The organism is Erysipelatoclostridium sp. An173 (assembly GCF_002160495.1).
GTDB classification, from domain to species: Bacteria; Bacillota_I; Bacilli_A; order Erysipelotrichales; family Coprobacillaceae; genus Thomasclavelia; species Thomasclavelia merdavium.
Genome location: NZ_NFKR01000032.1, coordinates 1 through 19342 on the forward strand (window position 1 = coordinate 1; position 19342 = coordinate 19342).

Annotated in this window: 24 protein-coding genes and 1 other annotated feature; all 24 genes read right to left on the reverse strand. The window is 30.1% G+C overall.

Translation table 11 applies throughout. The features are described from left to right. Nucleotides 1–148: 148 nt before the first annotated feature. A complete protein-coding gene (gene dnaK, locus B5F09_RS11515; RefSeq protein ID WP_087301148.1) occupies nucleotides 149–1969 on the reverse strand; it encodes a molecular chaperone DnaK in 1821 nt (606 codons plus the stop codon). A gap of 16 nt (nucleotides 1970–1985) precedes the next feature. Continuing rightward, the gene (gene grpE, locus B5F09_RS11520; RefSeq protein WP_087374304.1) at nucleotides 1986–2540 is read right to left on the reverse strand and encodes a nucleotide exchange factor GrpE; all 555 of its coding nucleotides are present in this window, start codon (nucleotides 2538–2540) and stop codon (nucleotides 1986–1988) included. Between the two features lie 11 nt (nucleotides 2541–2551). Then, nucleotides 2552–3604, reverse strand: a complete 1053-nt coding sequence (gene hrcA, locus B5F09_RS11525; protein WP_087301154.1) for a heat-inducible transcriptional repressor HrcA — start codon at nucleotides 3602–3604, stop codon at nucleotides 2552–2554. Between the two features lie 160 nt (nucleotides 3605–3764). After that, nucleotides 3765–4859: a radical SAM family heme chaperone HemW gene (gene hemW / locus B5F09_RS11530; protein ID WP_087374306.1), complete on the reverse strand. Its 1095-nt coding sequence runs from the start codon at nucleotides 4857–4859 to the stop codon at nucleotides 3765–3767. After that, on the reverse strand, nucleotides 4849–6063 hold the full coding sequence (locus B5F09_RS11535; RefSeq protein WP_087301160.1) for an L-serine ammonia-lyase, iron-sulfur-dependent, subunit alpha: 1215 nt from the start codon (nucleotides 6061–6063) through the stop codon (nucleotides 4849–4851). The genes hemW and B5F09_RS11535 overlap by 11 nt, the downstream gene beginning before the upstream one ends. An 8-nt stretch (nucleotides 6064–6071) precedes the next feature. Beyond that, entirely contained in the window at nucleotides 6072–7019 is a 948-nt protein-coding gene (gene holA / locus B5F09_RS11540; protein WP_087374308.1) for a DNA polymerase III subunit delta, read from the reverse strand. Between the two features lie 46 nt (nucleotides 7020–7065). Then, nucleotides 7066–9060 (reverse strand): DNA internalization-related competence protein ComEC/Rec2, encoded by a 1995-nt coding sequence (locus B5F09_RS11545; RefSeq protein WP_087374310.1) that lies wholly within the window; start codon nucleotides 9058–9060, stop codon nucleotides 7066–7068. Next, nucleotides 9051–9512 (reverse strand): ComEA family DNA-binding protein, encoded by a 462-nt coding sequence (locus tag B5F09_RS11550; RefSeq protein ID WP_087374312.1) that lies wholly within the window; start codon nucleotides 9510–9512, stop codon nucleotides 9051–9053. The genes B5F09_RS11545 and B5F09_RS11550 overlap by 10 nt, the downstream gene beginning before the upstream one ends. A gap of 110 nt (nucleotides 9513–9622) precedes the next feature. Beyond that, nucleotides 9623–10615, reverse strand: coding sequence for a Holliday junction branch migration DNA helicase RuvB (ruvB, locus tag B5F09_RS11555; protein WP_087301173.1), 993 nt, complete (start codon nucleotides 10613–10615; stop codon nucleotides 9623–9625). Between the two features lie 11 nt (nucleotides 10616–10626). Further along, nucleotides 10627–11187: a Holliday junction branch migration protein RuvA gene (gene ruvA / locus B5F09_RS11560; protein WP_087301176.1), complete on the reverse strand. Its 561-nt coding sequence runs from the start codon at nucleotides 11185–11187 to the stop codon at nucleotides 10627–10629. A 123-nt stretch (nucleotides 11188–11310) separates the two neighbouring features. Next, entirely contained in the window at nucleotides 11311–12594 is a 1284-nt protein-coding gene (gene obgE / locus B5F09_RS11565) for a GTPase ObgE (RefSeq protein WP_087374314.1), read from the reverse strand. An 85-nt stretch (nucleotides 12595–12679) separates the two neighbouring features. Next, nucleotides 12680–12964 carry a 50S ribosomal protein L27 gene (rpmA, locus tag B5F09_RS11570; RefSeq protein ID WP_087301182.1) on the reverse strand — a complete coding sequence of 95 codons (285 nt, stop codon included), beginning with the start codon at nucleotides 12962–12964 and terminating at the stop codon, nucleotides 12680–12682. 3 nt (nucleotides 12965–12967) lie between these two features. Beyond that, complete coding sequence (locus B5F09_RS11575) at nucleotides 12968–13291, reverse strand: ribosomal-processing cysteine protease Prp (RefSeq protein ID WP_087301186.1); 324 nt, start codon at nucleotides 13289–13291, stop codon at nucleotides 12968–12970. Beyond that, a complete protein-coding gene (gene rplU, locus B5F09_RS11580; protein WP_087301189.1) occupies nucleotides 13291–13599 on the reverse strand; it encodes a 50S ribosomal protein L21 in 309 nt (102 codons plus the stop codon). The genes B5F09_RS11575 and rplU overlap by 1 nt, the downstream gene beginning before the upstream one ends. A 23-nt stretch (nucleotides 13600–13622) precedes the next feature. Further along, nucleotides 13623–13691 (reverse strand) — a sequence feature (ribosomal protein L21 leader region). A 40-nt stretch (nucleotides 13692–13731) separates the two neighbouring features. Next, nucleotides 13732–14475 (reverse strand): site-2 protease family protein, encoded by a 744-nt coding sequence (locus B5F09_RS11585; protein ID WP_087374316.1) that lies wholly within the window; start codon nucleotides 14473–14475, stop codon nucleotides 13732–13734. Further along, the gene (locus B5F09_RS11590; protein WP_087374318.1) at nucleotides 14450–15025 is read right to left on the reverse strand and encodes a M23 family metallopeptidase; all 576 of its coding nucleotides are present in this window, start codon (nucleotides 15023–15025) and stop codon (nucleotides 14450–14452) included. The genes B5F09_RS11585 and B5F09_RS11590 overlap by 26 nt, the downstream gene beginning before the upstream one ends. Before the next feature lie 48 nt (nucleotides 15026–15073). After that, nucleotides 15074–15853: a septum site-determining protein MinD gene (minD, locus tag B5F09_RS11595; protein WP_087301199.1), complete on the reverse strand. Its 780-nt coding sequence runs from the start codon at nucleotides 15851–15853 to the stop codon at nucleotides 15074–15076. Beyond that, complete coding sequence (locus B5F09_RS11600; protein WP_087301202.1) at nucleotides 15846–16421, reverse strand: septum site-determining protein MinC; 576 nt, start codon at nucleotides 16419–16421, stop codon at nucleotides 15846–15848. Before B5F09_RS11600 ends, minD begins: the two co-directional genes overlap by 8 nt. Beyond that, nucleotides 16396–16929, reverse strand: a complete 534-nt coding sequence (locus B5F09_RS11605; RefSeq protein ID WP_087301204.1) for a rod shape-determining protein MreD — start codon at nucleotides 16927–16929, stop codon at nucleotides 16396–16398. Before B5F09_RS11605 ends, B5F09_RS11600 begins: the two co-directional genes overlap by 26 nt. Continuing rightward, nucleotides 16922–17767: a rod shape-determining protein MreC gene (mreC, locus tag B5F09_RS11610; RefSeq protein WP_087301207.1), complete on the reverse strand. Its 846-nt coding sequence runs from the start codon at nucleotides 17765–17767 to the stop codon at nucleotides 16922–16924. The genes B5F09_RS11605 and mreC overlap by 8 nt, the downstream gene beginning before the upstream one ends. A gap of 57 nt (nucleotides 17768–17824) precedes the next feature. Then, nucleotides 17825–18502, reverse strand: a complete 678-nt coding sequence (gene radC, locus B5F09_RS11615) for a DNA repair protein RadC (RefSeq protein ID WP_087374320.1) — start codon at nucleotides 18500–18502, stop codon at nucleotides 17825–17827. Beyond that, a complete protein-coding gene (locus B5F09_RS11620; protein ID WP_087374322.1) occupies nucleotides 18499–18885 on the reverse strand; it encodes an SPOR domain-containing protein in 387 nt (128 codons plus the stop codon). Before B5F09_RS11620 ends, radC begins: the two co-directional genes overlap by 4 nt. A 57-nt stretch (nucleotides 18886–18942) precedes the next feature. After that, on the reverse strand, nucleotides 18943–19080 hold the full coding sequence (locus B5F09_RS14885) for a hypothetical protein (protein WP_158095208.1): 138 nt from the start codon (nucleotides 19078–19080) through the stop codon (nucleotides 18943–18945). Beyond that, the gene (locus B5F09_RS15045) at nucleotides 19081–19239 is read right to left on the reverse strand and encodes a hypothetical protein (RefSeq protein ID WP_204215305.1); all 159 of its coding nucleotides are present in this window, start codon (nucleotides 19237–19239) and stop codon (nucleotides 19081–19083) included. It lies immediately after the preceding gene. Between the last annotated feature and the right edge of the window lie 103 nt (nucleotides 19240–19342).

Here is a 19342-nt window from a genome sequence, read left to right on the forward strand (position 1 = left end):
GAAAGAGGATTTTTATAGAGGATTCACCTCTTAGTCAAGACAAATGCCTGCTAAAGCAATAAATTTTAAAAATTTAATTTATTTATTGACATTTAATAGTTTGTCTTTATACTAGTTAAAACCAAGGCGGCAAAGCCTTGGCTTTAAATTAATTCTTTTCTTCAAAATCTGCATCAACAACATTGTCATCTTGGTTATTTGTTGTACCAGATGTGTTAGTATTTGCACCAGCATTATTGTTTTGTTGTTGATATGCATATGAAGCCATTTGTTGTGCCATTTGTTCTAATTCAGACATTTTAGCTTCTAATGTAGCCATATCATTGTTATCTAATGCAGTCTTTAATTCATCTCTTAATTTTTGAGCTGATTCTTTTTGTGTAGCATCAATCTTATCACCTTGTTCAGCTAAAGCTTTATCGATTTCATTGATCATTTGTTCAGCTTTATTTCTAGTTTCGATTTCTTTACGTTTTTTCTCATCTTCAGCTTTATTAGCTTCAGCTTCTTTAACCATACGATCGATTTCTTCATCACTTAATCCACTAGAGTTTTGGATAACGATTGATTGTTCTTTTTGAGTTTTTAAATCTTTAGCTTTAACATTTACGATACCGTTAACGTCAATGCTGAAAGTAACTTCGATTTGTGGTACACCACGAGGTGCTGGTTCAATTCCATCTAATTTAAATAAACCTAATTGTTTATTATCTCTAGCCATTGATCTTTCACCTTGTAATACGTTGATATCTACAGCAGGTTGATTATCAGCAGCTGTTGAGAAAATTTGTGATTTAGTAGTTGGAATAGTTGTATTTCTTTCGATTAATACTGTCATTACACCACCCATAGTTTCGATACCTAATGATAATGGAGTAACGTCTAATAATAATACGTCTTTAACATCACCAGCGATAACACCACCTTGAATTGCTGCACCCATAGATACAACTTCATCAGGGTTTACTGATTTATTAGGTTCTTTTCCTAATAATCTTTTTACTGATTCTTGAACTGCAGGAATACGAGTTGAACCACCAACTAATAATACTTGATGAATTTCAGTTGGTTGCATACCAGCATCTGATAATGCTTGACGAACTGGTCCTTCAGTTCTTTCAACTAAATCACGAGTTAATTCATCAAATTTAGCTCTTGTTAATGTTAATTCCAAATGTAATGGTCCACTAGCTCCAGCTGAAATGAATGGTAATGAAATTTGTGTTTGCATAGTTCCTGATAAGTCTTTTTTAGCTTTTTCAGCAGCTTCTTTAATTCTTTGCATTGCCATATTATCAGCAGATAAATCAATTCCTTGTTCTTTTTTGAATTCTTCAACAACCCAGTTCATGATTTTTTGGTCAAAATCATCTCCACCTAAACGGTTGTCACCAGCAGTTGCTAATACTTCAAAAGTACCATCAGCTAAATCTAGGATTGATACGTCGAAAGTACCACCACCTAAATCATATACTAATACTTTTTGTTCTTTATCTAATTTATCAAGACCGAATGCTAAAGCAGCAGCAGTTGGTTCGTTAATAATACGTTCTACTTCTAATCCTGCGATTTTACCAGCATCTTTAGTTGCTTGACGTTGCGCATCGTTGAAATATGCTGGAACAGTAATTACAGCTTTAGTAACTGTTTCACCTAAATATGCTTCAGCAGTAGCTTTTAAGTTTTGTAAAATCATTGCTGAAATTTCTTGTGGTGTATAATCTTTACCATTTACATGTTCTTTATGGCTAGTTCCCATATGTCTTTTAATTGACATAACTGTATCTGGGTTAGTAACTGCTTGACGTTTTGCAGCTTCACCAACAATAATTTCACCATTTTTAAACGATACAACAGATGGAGTTGTACGATTTCCTTCTGGATTAGCAATAACTTTTGCTTCACCATTTTCCATAACACTGACACATGAATTTGTAGTACCTAAGTCAATACCAATAATCTTACTCATAATAACATTCCTCCTATTACTCACTAACTTTTACTAAAGATGCACGAATAACGCGATCTTTTAACATATATCCTTTTTGTAATTCTTCAACAACCATATTTGGTTTAAAATTCTCATCTTTAACTGTCATTACAGCTTGATGGAAATTAGGATCAAATTCTTCACCTTCAGCTTTAATTACTGTAACTCCTTGAGCTTTTAAAACTTCCATCAATTGAGAATAGATCATTTCATAACCCTTTAAAAAGTTCTTGATTTCATCACTTGGATTAACGATTGCTAATGATCTTTCAAAATTATCAACAACCGGTAATAACTGTTCAATAAATGATTGCATCATAAATTTCATGGCATTTGCATGTTCATTTTGCAATCTTTTCTTAAGATTTTCCATATCTGCAAATACTTTATAATAATCTGTTTTCCAAGCATTTACTTCTTCCATCAAATCATTAATTTGCTGTTCAGCCGATTTTTCTTTATCTTCATCAATATTTTCTGTTTCTTCAACTACTTCTTCAGTAGTTTCTTCTACTGTTTCGTCTACTACATTATTTTCTTTATCGCTCATTATATTCACCTCTATTCATCGTTTGAATCATCATCTGTCTCATCAAATTCTTCAAAGAAAGCTTCTTCAATATTCTTTGAAATATACTCTACTAAGGAAACTACTTTTTCATATGGCATCCTTGTCGGCCCAATTACTGAAATAGATCCCTTGGTTCTTTCTCCGGTCTTAAATGAAGCAGAAATAACAGAAACGTCTTCAATTTCATTTATTGGTGAATCAGAACCAATTCTTACCGTAACCCCTTCTTCATTGGATAAAGGCTGTAAGAAATTCCATACTTGAGAGTTTTCAAATGCACTAACGATTCTTCTCAACTTATTAACATCGTTATACTCTGGCTGGTACAACATATTCTCTTTTCCTGAAAAATAAACGTTGCTAGAAGCAAAACGAACAAACGCTTCAAGAAAAGCATTGAATAATTCTTCATGTTCCTTGATTTTAACTGACAAAATCGGTTTTACATCTCTTTCTAAACGAAATGCAATCTGATCGATTGGAGTTCCAATCAACAAATCATTCATAACGCCGACACAGCTTAATAAGTCTTCCATCTTATGCTCGCGATTAATATCGAAAATTTTATTTTCAACATGTCCTTGATTAGTAATAATAATCGCAGTTACTCGATTTTCATTTAATGGCACAACACTTATTTGCTGTAATGTATCAAAGCTAGAATCAGGTCCTAAAACCACTGATGTTAAATGAGTTAAATCACTTAACATCTCACAGCTATCTTGAATAATTTCATTCAAGCTGCGATGACGATCACTAAAAATCTGAGCCACCTGGTTTTTTACACCTTCATCTAAATCATGCTTTGCTAGATTATCAACATAAAAACGATAACCTTCAATCGAAGGAACTCGTCCTGAAGAAGTATGAGTTTTTTCAATATACCCGTATTCTTCAAGATTACTCATCTCATTTCGAATGGTTGCACTTGAATATGGCAATTGGTATTTATTCATCAATGTCTTTGAGCCTACTGGTTCTGCAGTTTCAATAAACTCATCAACAATACATTTAAATATTAATAATTGCCTTGCTGTTAGCATTAGTTTCACCACCCTTAGCACTCATCTTTCCTTTGTGCTAAATACATTATACATCTTTTTTTAGCACTGTCAACATCTTTGTGCTAAAAAATAAAAAAACAGCTAAATATCCTATATTCATCAAAAATATTAATGAATACAAGCTATCAAGCTGCCTCTTTTATAAAAAATCGATCAAAATATTATTTAATAAATATATCGATTCCTCATTACATTTTAAATGGTCATTTTCAATAACCAACGTTTTTAACTTCAAATGCTTTAAAAGCGCATCAGGATAAACATCCATAACAGTAACACCATATCTTCTTTTAAATTCATTTAGATCCAATCCAGCTGTTAATCTAAGTGACATCATCAAATGATTAAACATTGTATCTTCTTTAGAATAAGTAGTTTTATCAATAATATTTTTTCTTTTTAAATAAGCATTTAAATTCCGATTATGTTCATATAAACAATCATCAACTTTACCACTAGCACCTATTCCAATCCCATAATAATTATCATAATGCCAATAAGCTAAGTTATGAATTGATTGATAACCTGGTCTTGCAAAATTACTAATTTCATATTTATAAAAACCTAGCGTTGCAAGTTCATTATCAATCAAGCGATTGATTTGTAACTCTGTTTCTTCATCTAATAAATGATAGTCCTGATTTTTTAAAACAGTATGATCTTCTAAAATTAATGCATAATAAGAAATATGCTGAATATTTAATTTAGAAACTTCAAGTAAATCTGCTTTTATATCCTGATAAGTCTGTTTTGGTAGTCCATACATTAAATCAATGGAAATATTATCAATATTAAAATCATGAGCCATCTTTATTACATTATAAACTTGCTGTTTATTATGATGACGATTAATTGCCTTTAATATTTTCTCATTAAATGATTCAACACCGATACTCAACCGAGTGATCCCGCCATCTTTTAAAATTTTCATTTTCTTATCATCTATACTTTCAGGATTAACTTCAATACAAACCTCCTGTAAAGAATCACTTAGATAAGGTTTGATCATTGCCATTAAAAAAGATAACTGCTGGTAATTTAAAGAACTAGGTGTCCCTCCACCAATATAAATGGTCTTTAGCGGTTCCTTAACTACAAGACCATCCAATTCTTCTTTTAAAACCTTAAGATACTCATCTACTATTTTTTCTTGATAAAATACTTTACAAAAATCGCAGTATGCACAAATATCCTGACAAAAAGGAATATGGATATATAAAGAATTAGTCTTCATCTTCAAAACCAAATTCTTTAGCTAAACCACCTAAAGAAGTTTCTTTATAAGCACTATTTAAATCTTTTCCTGTTTCTTTCATTACTCTTACTACTGCATCAAAAGAAACTTTATTTTTTCTTAAATATCCTAATTGCTTAGCGTACATTGCCGCATCCATAGCTCTTAAAGCGCCAAAACCATTTCGTTCAATACATGGAATTTGGACATAACCACCAATAGGATCACATGTCAAACCTAAATTATGTTCTAAGCCCATTTCTCCTGCATATTGAATCAAACTATTATTAAGCTCTAAGATCCAGCCATAAGCAGCTGCTGCCATAGCACAAGCACTACCAATTTCAGCCTGGCAGCCACCATCAGCCCCAGAAATCGTTGCATTTGTTTTAATAACATTCCCAAATATTCCTGCTACCGCTAAAGCTTTGATAATTTCTTTTTTTGGTAATCCTAACTGTTTATAACAATAATACAATACAGCTGGTAATACCCCGCTAGCACCACAAGTTGGTGCTGTTACTATTTGATGACCACAAGCATTTTCTTCACTAACAGCATAAGCATAGCTACTAACAAGTAACCGATCTCGTTCACCTGAACGTCGCGTATTAATAGCTTGTTGATACATTGATTTAGCTACTCTTTTTAATTTTAATCGTCCTGGAATAATTCCTGTTGCTGCTAAGCCTGATTCAACACATTTAAACATCGCATCAATTACTTCATATAAATATGCTTTAAAATCTTCATCTTCAAACTCAAGAGTGTAATGATAAAGATTAATTCCCTGTTTTTCACAATAATCAAGAATTTCTTTTAAATTATGATGTGGATAAACTTGTTTAGGTGGCGCAATTTTAGCATTATCATACATTAAAGTACCACCACCAACTGAATATACCGTAATCCGATCGATTTCTTTACCATCTTGATAAATTACAAAAATCATTCCATTTGGATGTTTAGGTAAGGCCTCACTTACAAAATGAATTTTAACTTTATCTTTACCTAAAGTTTCTTCGATAATATAATCAGTAAGATGTCCCTTTCCTGTTAAAGCTAATGAACCATGTAAATACACTTCAAAATGATCGGCATCAGGATATGTTTCCTTAATTTTTAATGCTGCTCTTTGTGGCCCCATTGTATGCGAAGAAGAAGGCCCCACCCCTATTTTAAATAATTCACGTAACGACTCCATATATCCTCCTAAATTCTAATCATAAATAATTCTAGTCCAACTTTTTTATCGATTTTCCCTGTTTTAATTTCAACATCAAGTTTTGATAATTGATCAATACATTCTAATAATTCATTAAGATCATAGTCTTGTCCTTCTTGTCGTAGATATTTCAATCGATAATGATTAATACTTAATATCTTTCCAATTTCTTTATCATTATACCCTTTTCGAACCAATAATTTCACTTGATAAATCAATCGCATTTGATTAGCTATCAAGACAATTAGTTTTATAGGCTCTTCATTTAAAATCATCAAATCATGATAAATCATGAACATTTTTTGACGATCTTTTTGTAAAATAGCACTTGTTAAATCGAAAACATTTTCATCCAACGGTTTACTTACTAATGTATCAACAATATCATAGGTTATATGTTTACTATACAAACATAATTTTTCAACTTCATTGGCCACTTTTTCTAAACTATCATCAACCCGTTTTAATAACAGTTCTAAAGCATCATCATCAATCGTTGCATCACGACGTTTTATTGCTTTACGAGTACTATCAGATATTCGATAGTGATTAACTTTATCATACTTAAAAACTTCAACACTACCTAAAAGCTGTTTAACAACTTTCTTTCTTTTATCAAAATCATCACCATTATAATAAATTACAAAAATAGTTCCCTGATTATCCGTTAAACATTTTTCAAAATATTTTAACTGTTCATCATCCTTTTTAACCTTTTTGGTTGTTAAAAAGAGTGGATTTTTTAAAATAACCATCTTATTATCAGTAAAAAAAGGAGGGGTAATCAAATCTTCATAAACATCTTTCATTCGATCTTCATCACCACGAAAAACAGAAATATTCATGTTTTCATCATTACAATTATATTCCTTTTTTAAAGATGCCAGTTTTTGTTCCATTAAAAAACGTTCTTCACCATATATTAAACAAATCATCTAAATCCCTCCAGTAATCCAATTATAGCCCATTTAGATAATAAAGTCATTGAAAAATATAATTATCATTACCATAATATACAATCTTTACCATTCCCATTTGATCACTACGATAAACCTTAACACCATAATCATGCAACCTTTGAATAACATCATCATGAGGATGACCATATAAATTCCCTTTACCACAGCTAATCAAAGCAATTCTAGGCTTTATTTTTTCTAAAAACAAGGCACTTGTAGCTGTATTACTGCCATGATGAGATACTTTTAAAACATCCACTTTTAAATCCGGATATGTTTCAACTAACTGCTTTTCTACCGTAGTTGAAATATCTCCAGTAAACAAGTATTTTAATTTGTTAACCGTTGCAACGAATACCAAAGATGAATCATTGCTATCATCACTTAAGGGGGTTTTTAACATTTCTATTTCAACATTACCAATAGTCATCTTTTCTTGATATGTTGTAATTGTTTCTTTAATTTTAATCTTTTCACTTAATGAATCATAAGCACCACTATGATCAAAATCATCATGAGAAATAAAAACATAGTCTAATTCAAACACGCCAATAGAACACAAATATGGTACTAGGGTAACTTCAGCCAAATCAGTATTTTTCAAACCACCAGTATCAATTAAAATATTGCCAAGTTTAAATGGCTGTTGGATTAAAAAACAATCTCCTTGACCAACATCGATCATAACTACTTGCCCATAAATTTGATAATATGGTTTAAAGTAAAATGCAATCATTAAACTTAGTAGTAACATTATTTCATGATAAATTTTTTGTTTAATATTTACTTTAAATAATAATTTAAAATAAATAAAATAAAAAGCTAACAAGAAAAATAACGATGGTTTCATAAAATTAATAAAAATTGAAAAATCTTCGCAAAAAACAATTATATTATTCAACATTGTTATAACTAAAGATGTAACCGGCTTAAAAAAGCTGCCAAACAATGTATATAGCCATAATAATTGATATAATAAACTAACTAATGGGGTTAAGATAACCCCCAAGATAAACGATAATAAATTAATACGATATTGAATTGTCAGAATAATTGGAATGCTACCTATATATAGTAATAAGTTAAGATATTTGTGGCGATTAATAAATATAATTAATAAATACATAAAATAAGAAAAGATAAATGATAAGTTAAAAATAATATATGGATTCATATAAATCATTATTAATGCAACTATCCCTAAACTATCTAAACGATTTAAATATTTTTTAAAAAGCGTATTTAAAACCATTACTAAATACGCTCGTAAAAAAGAAACATTAAAAGGAATAATATAAATATAAAAACCAATTATTACTAAACAAAAATATTCTAAAAACCGCTCCGGTAATAAAAAGCCTAATGGCTTTTTTATTATTCCTTTTAACATATGGATATGTAATCCTGATAAAGCAAATAAATGAACAACTGATAAATTAGTTAATTGCTGATAATAATCATTGATCAATTCATCTTTAACTCCAATAATAAACATCGAAGCATAACTATTAACTAAGTCCTCACCTGCAAAACGACTTTGTAATTTTTGTAACAACGTTTCATGCTTTTGACTAGAAATAATATTTGTTAAAACGGCATTATTAGTAATCCCTCGACTATATAAATAATGTTTATAGTTAAAGGCATTATCATTTGTTGGTTCTCTAATATCAAAATATGATACTTTAATTTCTAGTTCATCGCCTACAGCAAAACCAGTAAAATTACCATATACTTTTACTTTAGTAGCAGCAGTTTGGATTACAACACTACTATCATCTTGACTAATTATAGTACCTTGTAAATAAGGATCACTACAACTTTGTGGATAATGCATGATCATTACAAAAGCGATTGTAAAAACTATCATTAAAATTAAATTAACCCAGTTTAGACGATAAACAATAAATACACTATATCCTAATACAAAAATTATAAAAACTGGATGCACTAAAATTGTTATTATTACTAGCAAACAAAATAGAGCATAATAAGAAATACTATATTTTATAAACATAATAATTCTCGAATACGCAAATAGGTCTTTTCACCTATTCCTGATACATTTTGAATATCTTCAATTGTTTTAAAAGGTGTTTGATTTCGATAATCAATAATCTTTTGAGCAGTTTTTGGTCCAATTCCTTTAATTGTCATCAACTCATCTATTGTTGCATTATTTAACGATATTAATTCTAAACTAGCATCAGGAATATAAAAAACGGATTGGCTTTCTAACACAACTGTCTGATCAAATCCGTACACATTTTCAATCTTTAATTTTTCCAATACATCCCCTATTGTCGGTGTTTGATTAAAAATTAATGTTTCATTATAACACCCTTCAACAATAATTGTAATTTCAGGTTCTAAAACAATTTTTGCAACATTTTCTTCAGGTAAGACAAATGAATATACAGTAGATATTAATAATATAATCAATAAGCCAATTATCTCATGTTTTTTCATCCATATCGCCTCCTTTATTACAAGACAATTATTATAATCTAACTACAAATCTTTTTAGCTTACCTAATAATTTTTGTTTTAAAGGATAATAAAAAAGACTGCAAAGCAGTCTACTTATCAAAAGGAATATTTAAATGATGGTAGGCCTCAGCAGTAGCAATTCTACCGCGGGGTGTTCTTTTAATCAAACCAATCTGCAATAAATATGGTTCATAAACATCTTCAAGAGTTTGGGGTTCTTCACCAATTGAAGCTGCTAATGATTCTAATCCAACTGGTCCTCCTTTAAAACGCTGAATAATACCTAATAAATATTTATGATCCACTTCATCCAACCCTAAAGTATCGACTTTTAAACGATCTAAAGCATCGATTGTTCTTTCCTTAGTTATGATATCTTCACCATTAAACTGAGCAAAGTCCCTTACCCGTCGAAATAGTCGATTAGCAATTCTCGGTGTTCCTCGTGAACGCATCGCTAAAGCCGATTTAGCATCATCATCCATTGGCATATGATAGATACGACTAGTTCGATCAATGATAGTTTTTAAATCTTTTTCGTCATAATATTCCAATTTAGAAATAATTCCAAAACGATCACGCAATGGTGCTGATAAGTCACCAGCTCTAGTTGTTGCTCCTACTAGAGTAAATGGTGGCAAATCAATACGAACAGAACGAGTTGAAGCTTCTTTACCAATTACAACATCTACACAAAAATCTTCCATTGCTGGATAAAGAATTTCTTCAACTACTTTATTTAAACGATGAATTTCATCAATAAATAAAACATCACCAGGCTCTAAAGCTGTTAAAATAGCTACTAAATCACCGGTTTTTTCAATACTAGGTCCAGTTGTAATTTTAATATTCTTTTCCATTTCATTAGCGATAATCATTGACATCGTCGTTTTTCCTAATCCTGGAGGCCCATATAGTAAAACATGATCCAATGATTCATTCCTTAACTTAGCAGCACCAACAAAAACTTTTAAATTTTCTTTTAAATCTGTTTGACCAACATATTCATCAAACGAAGAAGGACGTAAAGTACTTTCTTCATCTTCAACTATATTAACATCAAGAACCTCATTTCGTGACATTTCCATCCTCCTTATTTAACTAATAAACTTAAAGCTCTTTTTACATAACCATTAGTATCTAATTTTTCATTTTTAATGATTTTTAACACTCGATCAACTTCACTTTTACGATAACCTAAAGCCATCAACACTTCTTTAGCTTCTTCAATATCTTCGTTATTAACCAAAGTTTCCAATACTCTATTTTTAAATTTCCCTTGTAAATCTAAAATAATTTGTTGCGCTGCTTTAGGACCAATACCTGGAATCTTTTTTAAATATGATACATTGCTAGTTTCAATAGCATTAATAATACTATTAACATCACCAGTAGCTAAAATTCCCATTGCCGTTTTACAACCGATTCCTTTAACTAAAATCAATTTTAAAAACATTTCTTTTTCTTCACTGGTTTTAAACCCATATAAAAAGATGCCATCTTCTTTGACATGCTGATATAAATATATTTTAACTTCCTCTTTGGTAAATTCATAAGGATTACTTACATATATTAAATAACCAATCCCATTATTTTCTACTACAATATGATCAACATTTATTTCAACAATTTTCCCAACTATATAGCTATACATCGCTAACTCCTTTATAAATATTATACTATAACAAAGCTTATTTTTTATCTCAAATTTGTATCAAAATCACACGACCAATTATAACACCGTCATTAAAAAAAACCAACTAGAATTACTAGCTGGTTATTCGTAATATTCAAACTCAAAATCTCCAATTTTTACATTATCGCCATCTTGAGCTCCGGCTTGACGTAAAGCTTCATCAATTCCCATATTACGCATTTTAATTAAGAAACGTTTTAATGAATCATCACTAACTAGTGAAGTCATTGCCACCATTCGTTCAATTTTCTTACCAGTAATTGACCAATTACCATTACCTAAATTATGTAATTCAAATGGTTTAGTTTCTTCTTCATTCATTGTATAAACAACAGTATTTTCTTCTTTATCTTCAAGAGTGTAGACTGGTGCATTTGCTAGAGCATCAGCAACCGCATATAATACTTGATCAACACCTTCATGAATAATAGCACTGATTGGGAACACTTTAACATTTTCGCCAACTTTTTCTTTAAAACGCGCTAAATTTTCTTCAGCACCTTCTTCATCCATTTTATTAGCAACAATAATTTGAGGTCGTTCTAATAAACGATATTGGTACTCACCCAATTCTTTATTAATTGTTACATAGTCTTCATATGGATCACGACCATCAACAGCCCCCATGTCAATTATATGAACAATAACACGACAACGCTCAATATGACGTAAAAACTGATGTCCTAATCCTTTTCCTTGTGCTGCTCCTTTAATTAAACCAGGTAAATCAGCCATAACAAAACTACGACCATCTTTAACTTGAACAACTCCTAGATTAGGTACGATAGTTGTAAAATGATAATCAGCAATTTCAGGACGAGCTCTAGTAACTACTGATAATAATGTTGATTTCCCTACTGATGGAAAACCTACTAATCCAACATCGGCTAATAATTTTAATTCGCAAATTAAATCAAAATTTTCACCAGGTTCACCACGTTCACAAATTTGTGGTGCTGGATTTCTTGAAGTTGCAAAACGAGCATTTCCACGACCACCGCGGCCACCTTTAGCAATTACAACTCTTTGCTTATCTTCTGTTAAATCAGCCATTATCTTACCAGTAGCCTCGTTAATAATTACTGTTCCTACCGGTACTTTAATAATTGTATCAATCGCGTCTTTACCATGCATTTTTTTAGGCATTCCATTTTGCCCGGCAGGTGCTTTATATAAACGATTATATTTTAAATCCAATAATGTTGAAAGCGAAGTAGTAGCGACAAAAACAACACTGCCACCTTTTCCACCATCACCACCAGCTGGTCCTCCTTTAGGGACATGGGCTTCACGACGAAAGGCAACTGTTCCATCACCGCCTTTTCCAGCTTCAACTCTAATTTTTGCTTTATCAATAAACTGCATCTAGCCACCTCTTTTCCTTTAATTATATTATGCTACAAATTATTTAATAATTATACAACAAAAAATCCCTTTTCAGGGATTTTAATTATGCAGCAGGATAAACTGAAACTTGTTTACGGTTACGTCCTAGTCTTTCGAATTTTACGATTCCATCAACAGTAGCAAATAAAGTGTCATCTCCACCTTTTCCTACGTTTGTACCAGGATGAATTTTAGTTCCTCTTTGTCTATAAATAATAGATCCGGCTGTACAGAATTGCCCATCAGATAATTTAGCTCCTAATCTTTTAGATTTAGAGTCACGACCATTCTTTGTTGACCCAACCCCTTTTTTAGAAGCGAATAATTGTAAATCTAATTTGAACATCATATCTTACACCTCCATAATAGATATTTTAATATACTGACTATAGCTTTCAACCATTGTTTCCAATATTACAACAAGTGTCTCTAGCACCACTTGGCAAATATCATCCACTTGATTAACAACTACATTTATATAACCTTCATCAACCTCAATTGTTCCTAAATTACGATTTAAAAAATCTTTTTTCACTAGCATATTTAATGTACCAATACTAGCTGTAGAAACACCGGCACATACTAAATCTTTACCATATTCATCACTATTAGCATGACCACTTATTTTAAGATCAACGATATAATTATCTTTCTTTTTTACTGTTACTTTAATCATTAACCATTAATTGTATTGATTACTAATTTTGTATAAGGTTGTCTATGACCTTGTTTTTTGTGATAATGTTTTTTAGGTTTATATTTGTAAACAACAACTTTCTTTTCTTTACCTTGTTTTTCAACAGTTGCTTCTACAGTTGCACCTTCAACATAAGGAGCTCCTAATTTGATTGTTTTATCACCGATTGCTAAAACTTTATCAAAAACAAATTTTTCTCCAGCTTCAACATCTAATTTTTCTACAAAAATAGTATCACCAGCTTCAACTTTTAATTGTTTTCCACCTGTTTCAATAATTGCGTACATATTTCGCACCTCCTATAATATTTTTAATATCTAAGACTCGCCAACCAAGGCAGCTATGCTTTAATACCTCTTATGTGCGGTTGTAGCTAGAGGTCTACAACAAGTGAATTATATAATTTTAACCTCGTTAAGTCAACTGTTTTTTAGGTTTTTTATCAATTCATATAAAACCTGTTTTTCATTATAATAATGATCATCAATTAAATAATAATTATTATATGGTCGATAAAAACGATATTTATAATTTAGTTTAATTTTTTTATACGGATTACTTTCAAGCCGGTTTAAATATAAACGAATGACCATATAACGAAATTCTTTAATATATTGATAATTAACATATATTAAATAACCATAAATAATTAAATACCCGAGTTGATGATACAAAACAATTAATAACGATAAAGACATAATCGATACTTTAATTTGAATCTTAATAGCCTGATAATAATCAACAACTAATGATAAAAGCAATAATAAAATTTTTGAACCATCTAAAGGATAAACAGGCAACAAATTAAAAATCAACACTAATCGATTTACTGCCAGTAAATAATCACTAGTAAAAAAACAGCTAATAAATATATATAAAACAAAATGAGTAACTAGTCCCCCTAATAACATTACTAGTTCTTCTACAATATGATGCATTCCATAATCTTCTAAACTTAAAAAAGCCCCAAAAGGCATAATTTCAACTTTTTCTATTTTAAAATTAAATTTCTTAGCAAAATAATAATGACCATATTCATGAATACATACAATTATTAACGCACTTAAATATTGTCTTAAATTATTATTTAAACAGGCAGCTAATAAATATATCAAAGTAAAAGGATGGAGATACCAATCATTCCATCCTTTGATACTCTTCATAAGTTATTTCCTCACCTAAATATTCAAATTTTAAAATCAACTGTTCTTGATAACTGCCTAATATCATTCCTTGGGCAACTTCATCATATAAAGCAACCATCACATTATCAATATTTCCATAAGTTATTTCAACTTCATCTTTTCCTAAAACAGTTACATAACTGCCAGAACCATCATCGATCCCGGTTTCTATTACTCGTCCATCAGTTATACTTAATACCTCATTACTATTATTTTTAAAATAATCACCACTAATATTTTGATAAGTTACTGCACTTGAAACAGAAACATCTTCATCTGGCAAAAAAGAAAATAAAGTATCCGAAATCCAGCTAGTAACTGCTTTATAATTAGCATCATTTAAAACCATTTCTTTAATGCTGCTATTAGGGTTTAATTTAACATATGATAACGATACTAAAGCAACAACAATTACAACCATAAATTTAACCATAAAATTATAAAAACGTTTAAAATTATCATCATTTAATGGTTTCTTGATGCCACGCCTTTTTTGCATTCGTTTACGCACTTCATCTAAATCGTCCATTACATCACCTAATAAAGTATATGAAATAAAACAGCTTAAAATTCACTATTATGAATAAAAAAAGCGACGTAATAAACTTTTCTTTTTATATTTTGCATATGGTACCTGTTGACCTAATAGTCGCTTAGAAATATTAGTAAAACAAATATGTAATAAATGCTGACTATTTAAAAAGATTGGTACCCCACGATTATTAGCCTCAATCATATCATGACTTTCATAGACAATTCCAAGTAGCGGTAATGATAAAATCTCTTTAGCATCATCAATAGTTAGTGAACGAGCACTTTCAATATCATCTAAATTGACTTTATTGATAATCATATTGATTGTATTAATACCTTTTTTCATCAATAAACCAACTACCCGATCAGCATCACGCAATGAAGATACATCAAGATTAACAACAACAATTGCCTCACTAGCTAATGAAGCCGAATACTCAAAACCTTTTTCAACCCCAGCTGGACTATCAACAATTATAAAATCATAATCCTTATTTAATCTTTCAATCAAAGCATTCATTATTTTAGTATCTAAATCTTCAAATGATAATGACTTACAAGATGGTAACAAACTTAAACCATCAATTCTTTTATCTTTAACTAAAACCTGTTCAATAGTACAGCGACCTTCAACAACATCATTTAAATCATATACAACACGATTTTCTAAACCCATCATCACATCAAGATTTTTCAAACCAAAATCACCATCGATCAAACAGACTTTAAATTTTGAAAAAGCTAATGCACTAGCCAGATTAACACTAATACTGCTTTTACCAACACCACCTTTACCTGAAGTAACCACAATAACTCTAGACATAAATCATATCCCCCTTATCTAAGAATATTTGACTATCTTTATAATAAAGCATCGTTAATTCATAACTTGTATAATTATGTCGGGATACACCATTTATTCTAATGTGTGCATCTTTAAAATATTGGCCACTAATCTTTGATTTAGCATTCAAGCCCTCTACTAATCCACTAACACGGCCCATAACATACAATTTTCCTTTAAAACGAACAATGGCTCCGGGATTAATTTGACCAATAATTAAAGTATCCTGATCTAATTCCAGTACTTCACCGGCATGAACTGTCTTGTTAAGAACCCGTATCTTGTTTTTCTTTTCTACTTTAGCCATATTAATTCCATCAAATAATAAAACCTGTTTTTCAAATAATAATGTCAGTAACCTCAATAACTCATGAACCGTTAAAATTCGACTTTTAAAATCAAAAAAAGCCTTTGGATAATAGCCATCACTTTTTAAAAGTGGTGACTCCAAAAGACTTTCTAATTCATTTAATAAAGTATTAAATTCCTGACTATCATCAAAAACAAAAACTAGATGATTATTAACTCCTTTTACTTTGATATGCATTGACTTTACCCTCGAATCCTAATTTCTTATGGATAAAATAAACTGGCGCAATCAATAATAAATTAACTCCTACTGTTGGCAATAAACGATTGGTAATGAATGTCACTACTGATAATTGCGTCACATTAGTTATCCACATCAACCAGTATATCACACACTCCTGGACGATTATTGTCACAATTACAGCGATAAACATTTCTAATAAAGTATAAGCAGCTAATTTAGTATATTTTTTACCAAAAAATGCATATAAACAATAAAGTAAAACATATATTAATAAACTATTAGCATAAACAACTGCATAATATAATCCGGTAACCGTTGCAAAAATATAGCGATGTTCATCAGAAATAGTATTATTTAATAAAGTAAAAATCATAATTCCAATACATGGAATAATCGTTATCCCTAATTTATCAAAATTAAAAGGTAAATAATAACTAATAACACTATCTATTACAAAACTGATTGCCATTACTAAATAATAACGATATAACTGTTTATTCATTACTATCGCTCCTAAATACTACTGCAACATACGATAGATCATTAAAATCAGCAGCTGGTTTAACTTGAACTGTTGTTGAAGTTCCATCTTCAGATACGCTCGAACCAGTAACTGTTCCAATATAAATTCCTTTAGGTGCTTTACCACCAAGACCAGATGTAATTACTTGAGCATTATCTTCAAATTTATCAACATCACTAAATAAAGTTACATTAAAACACTCATTTTCTACATCATAACCATTCAACAAACCATAAACATTTTCTTGACCATTCATAATCTGTACCGGTAAAGATGAATTAGGATTTTCAGCTGTTAATAATTGAACTCTAGCAGTTACTTCAGTGACTGAAATTACTTTTCCAATCATCCCTTTAGAAGAAATTACAACCATATCTTCTTCAACATCAGCCATACTACCTAAATCAATAGTAATTTCATTATTCCAGCTATTACTTTCTCGAATAATAGAAGTTGTTTTAATATTGTATTCTGTCGGTAAATGTTCAATATTCAACATTTCTTTTAATTCTTCGATTTCATTAGATAAAACATCAGTATTAACTTCAACACTTGCATAAGCTGATAATCTAGCTTTTAAAATTCTATTTTCTTCATAAACATTTTTCAATTCATTATACTCATTAAATATATCTGTTACAAACTCAATCGGTTTTTTTATTACATAATATTCAACTGCAGCAATCGAATCACTTATCATTCGCTCAAAAGCACCTTGAGATCTTGAAATAACCAACGAAATAGTAGAAAACACAATTATTGATACTGTAATAATAAAAATGATTCGTTTGTTTTTTTGTTTTTTACGATTATTCAAAATATCACCTCACATTTATAACATTATAAGGCATTAATTAGAAATAATCAATTAACTTTAAACTTCTATAACTTTATTTATTTGAAAACTATAAAATTTATTTCGACCAATAATTAAATGATCCACTACTTCAATATCTAATTTTTTTGCAATACTAAAAATTTTTTTAGTAGCTTCAATATCTTCAACTGATGGTTCTGGATTGCCAGATGGATGATTGTGGATAATTACAATTCGACTACTTCCACATATTAAAGCTTCTTTAAACAATTCCCGACTACTAATAATCGAAATATTATTAGAACCAATAAAAACGGTCTTTTCCTTAATTACTTCTAAACGTGAATTCAAACATAAAACTAATACTTTTTCCTGTTGTTCAAACATCAGTTTATTTTTTACATACTCATAGCCATCTAATGGTTCTTTAATAACTGCAAAATTAGCGGGTTGTTTTTGTAGTCGTTTTGCAAGTTCTACGATTGCTAAAACTTCGATTGCTTTTGCTTGTTTAATACCTTTAATTTGTGTAAGCAAATTATAATTAACATCTTTTAAATAAGCAAATCCGCCTATTTCATTAATAAGCCGCTGGGCTAATTCAATAACTGATTCTTGTTTATTACCTGTTCTTAAAACTAATGCTAATAATTCAACATTCGATAAAGTTTCAACACCATGATAAAATGCTTTTTCACGAGGCCTTTCTTCTAAAGGATAATTGCTAAGTTTCATGAACCTAATTCTTTAATAATTGCTTCATAATCCTGTTGCTCTATTTTTTCTTTAAAATCAGATGTAAATTTTTCTTGTTTAATAACACAAGTAATACCATTAGCACTAATATCATTACCCATATTTTTTGCTTCCTCCTCAGTTAAAAATACGCCTGTAATTATTATATAATTATTATCTTTTTGATACTTGTAATTTGGTTTTTGCAACTGGGTCAATTTAGCAACCATTTCATTAGCATTTTCTTCCTGCTTATAAATTCCAACTTGAACTATGTAAGCATCAATATGACTATTTATTGTTGAAAAAAATTTTAAATATATCCCCGCAAAGCATAATGATAATAAAATTGCCAGCACAGTTGTAACTCGAATAATCTTCATCTTCACCCCTCCAAGTTAAATATATGCTGGCAAAAAGTAAATATACTTTAAATTAAATTAGCGTCGTGCAAAAAAGTGACTTCTCATAACTCTAAATAAACCTGTACCAGCAGCAATAATTATCGATGTAACAACATATACAAGTGACGAACCACCACTAATTTGACGTTGTTGTTTAGTTGTTAATTCTTTCATTTAGCGCCACTCAATTGAAATGATTCTAGGAATCGAAATTCTTCCGGCACTTGATTTATACATCTTATAAACTGCTGTTCCAATTACGACAAAGAAAATAATTCCGGCAACGCCACCGCCATTTACTTCCATTTGTAAATCTTGTTGTAATTCATTCATTAGTCTTTTCCTCCTGTTTCTAATTTAAAGGCCACACCTTCCACTAAACCTTTATTAATATATACTCCTATACCCTTTATTTTTTCTTTAAAAAAATGAATTA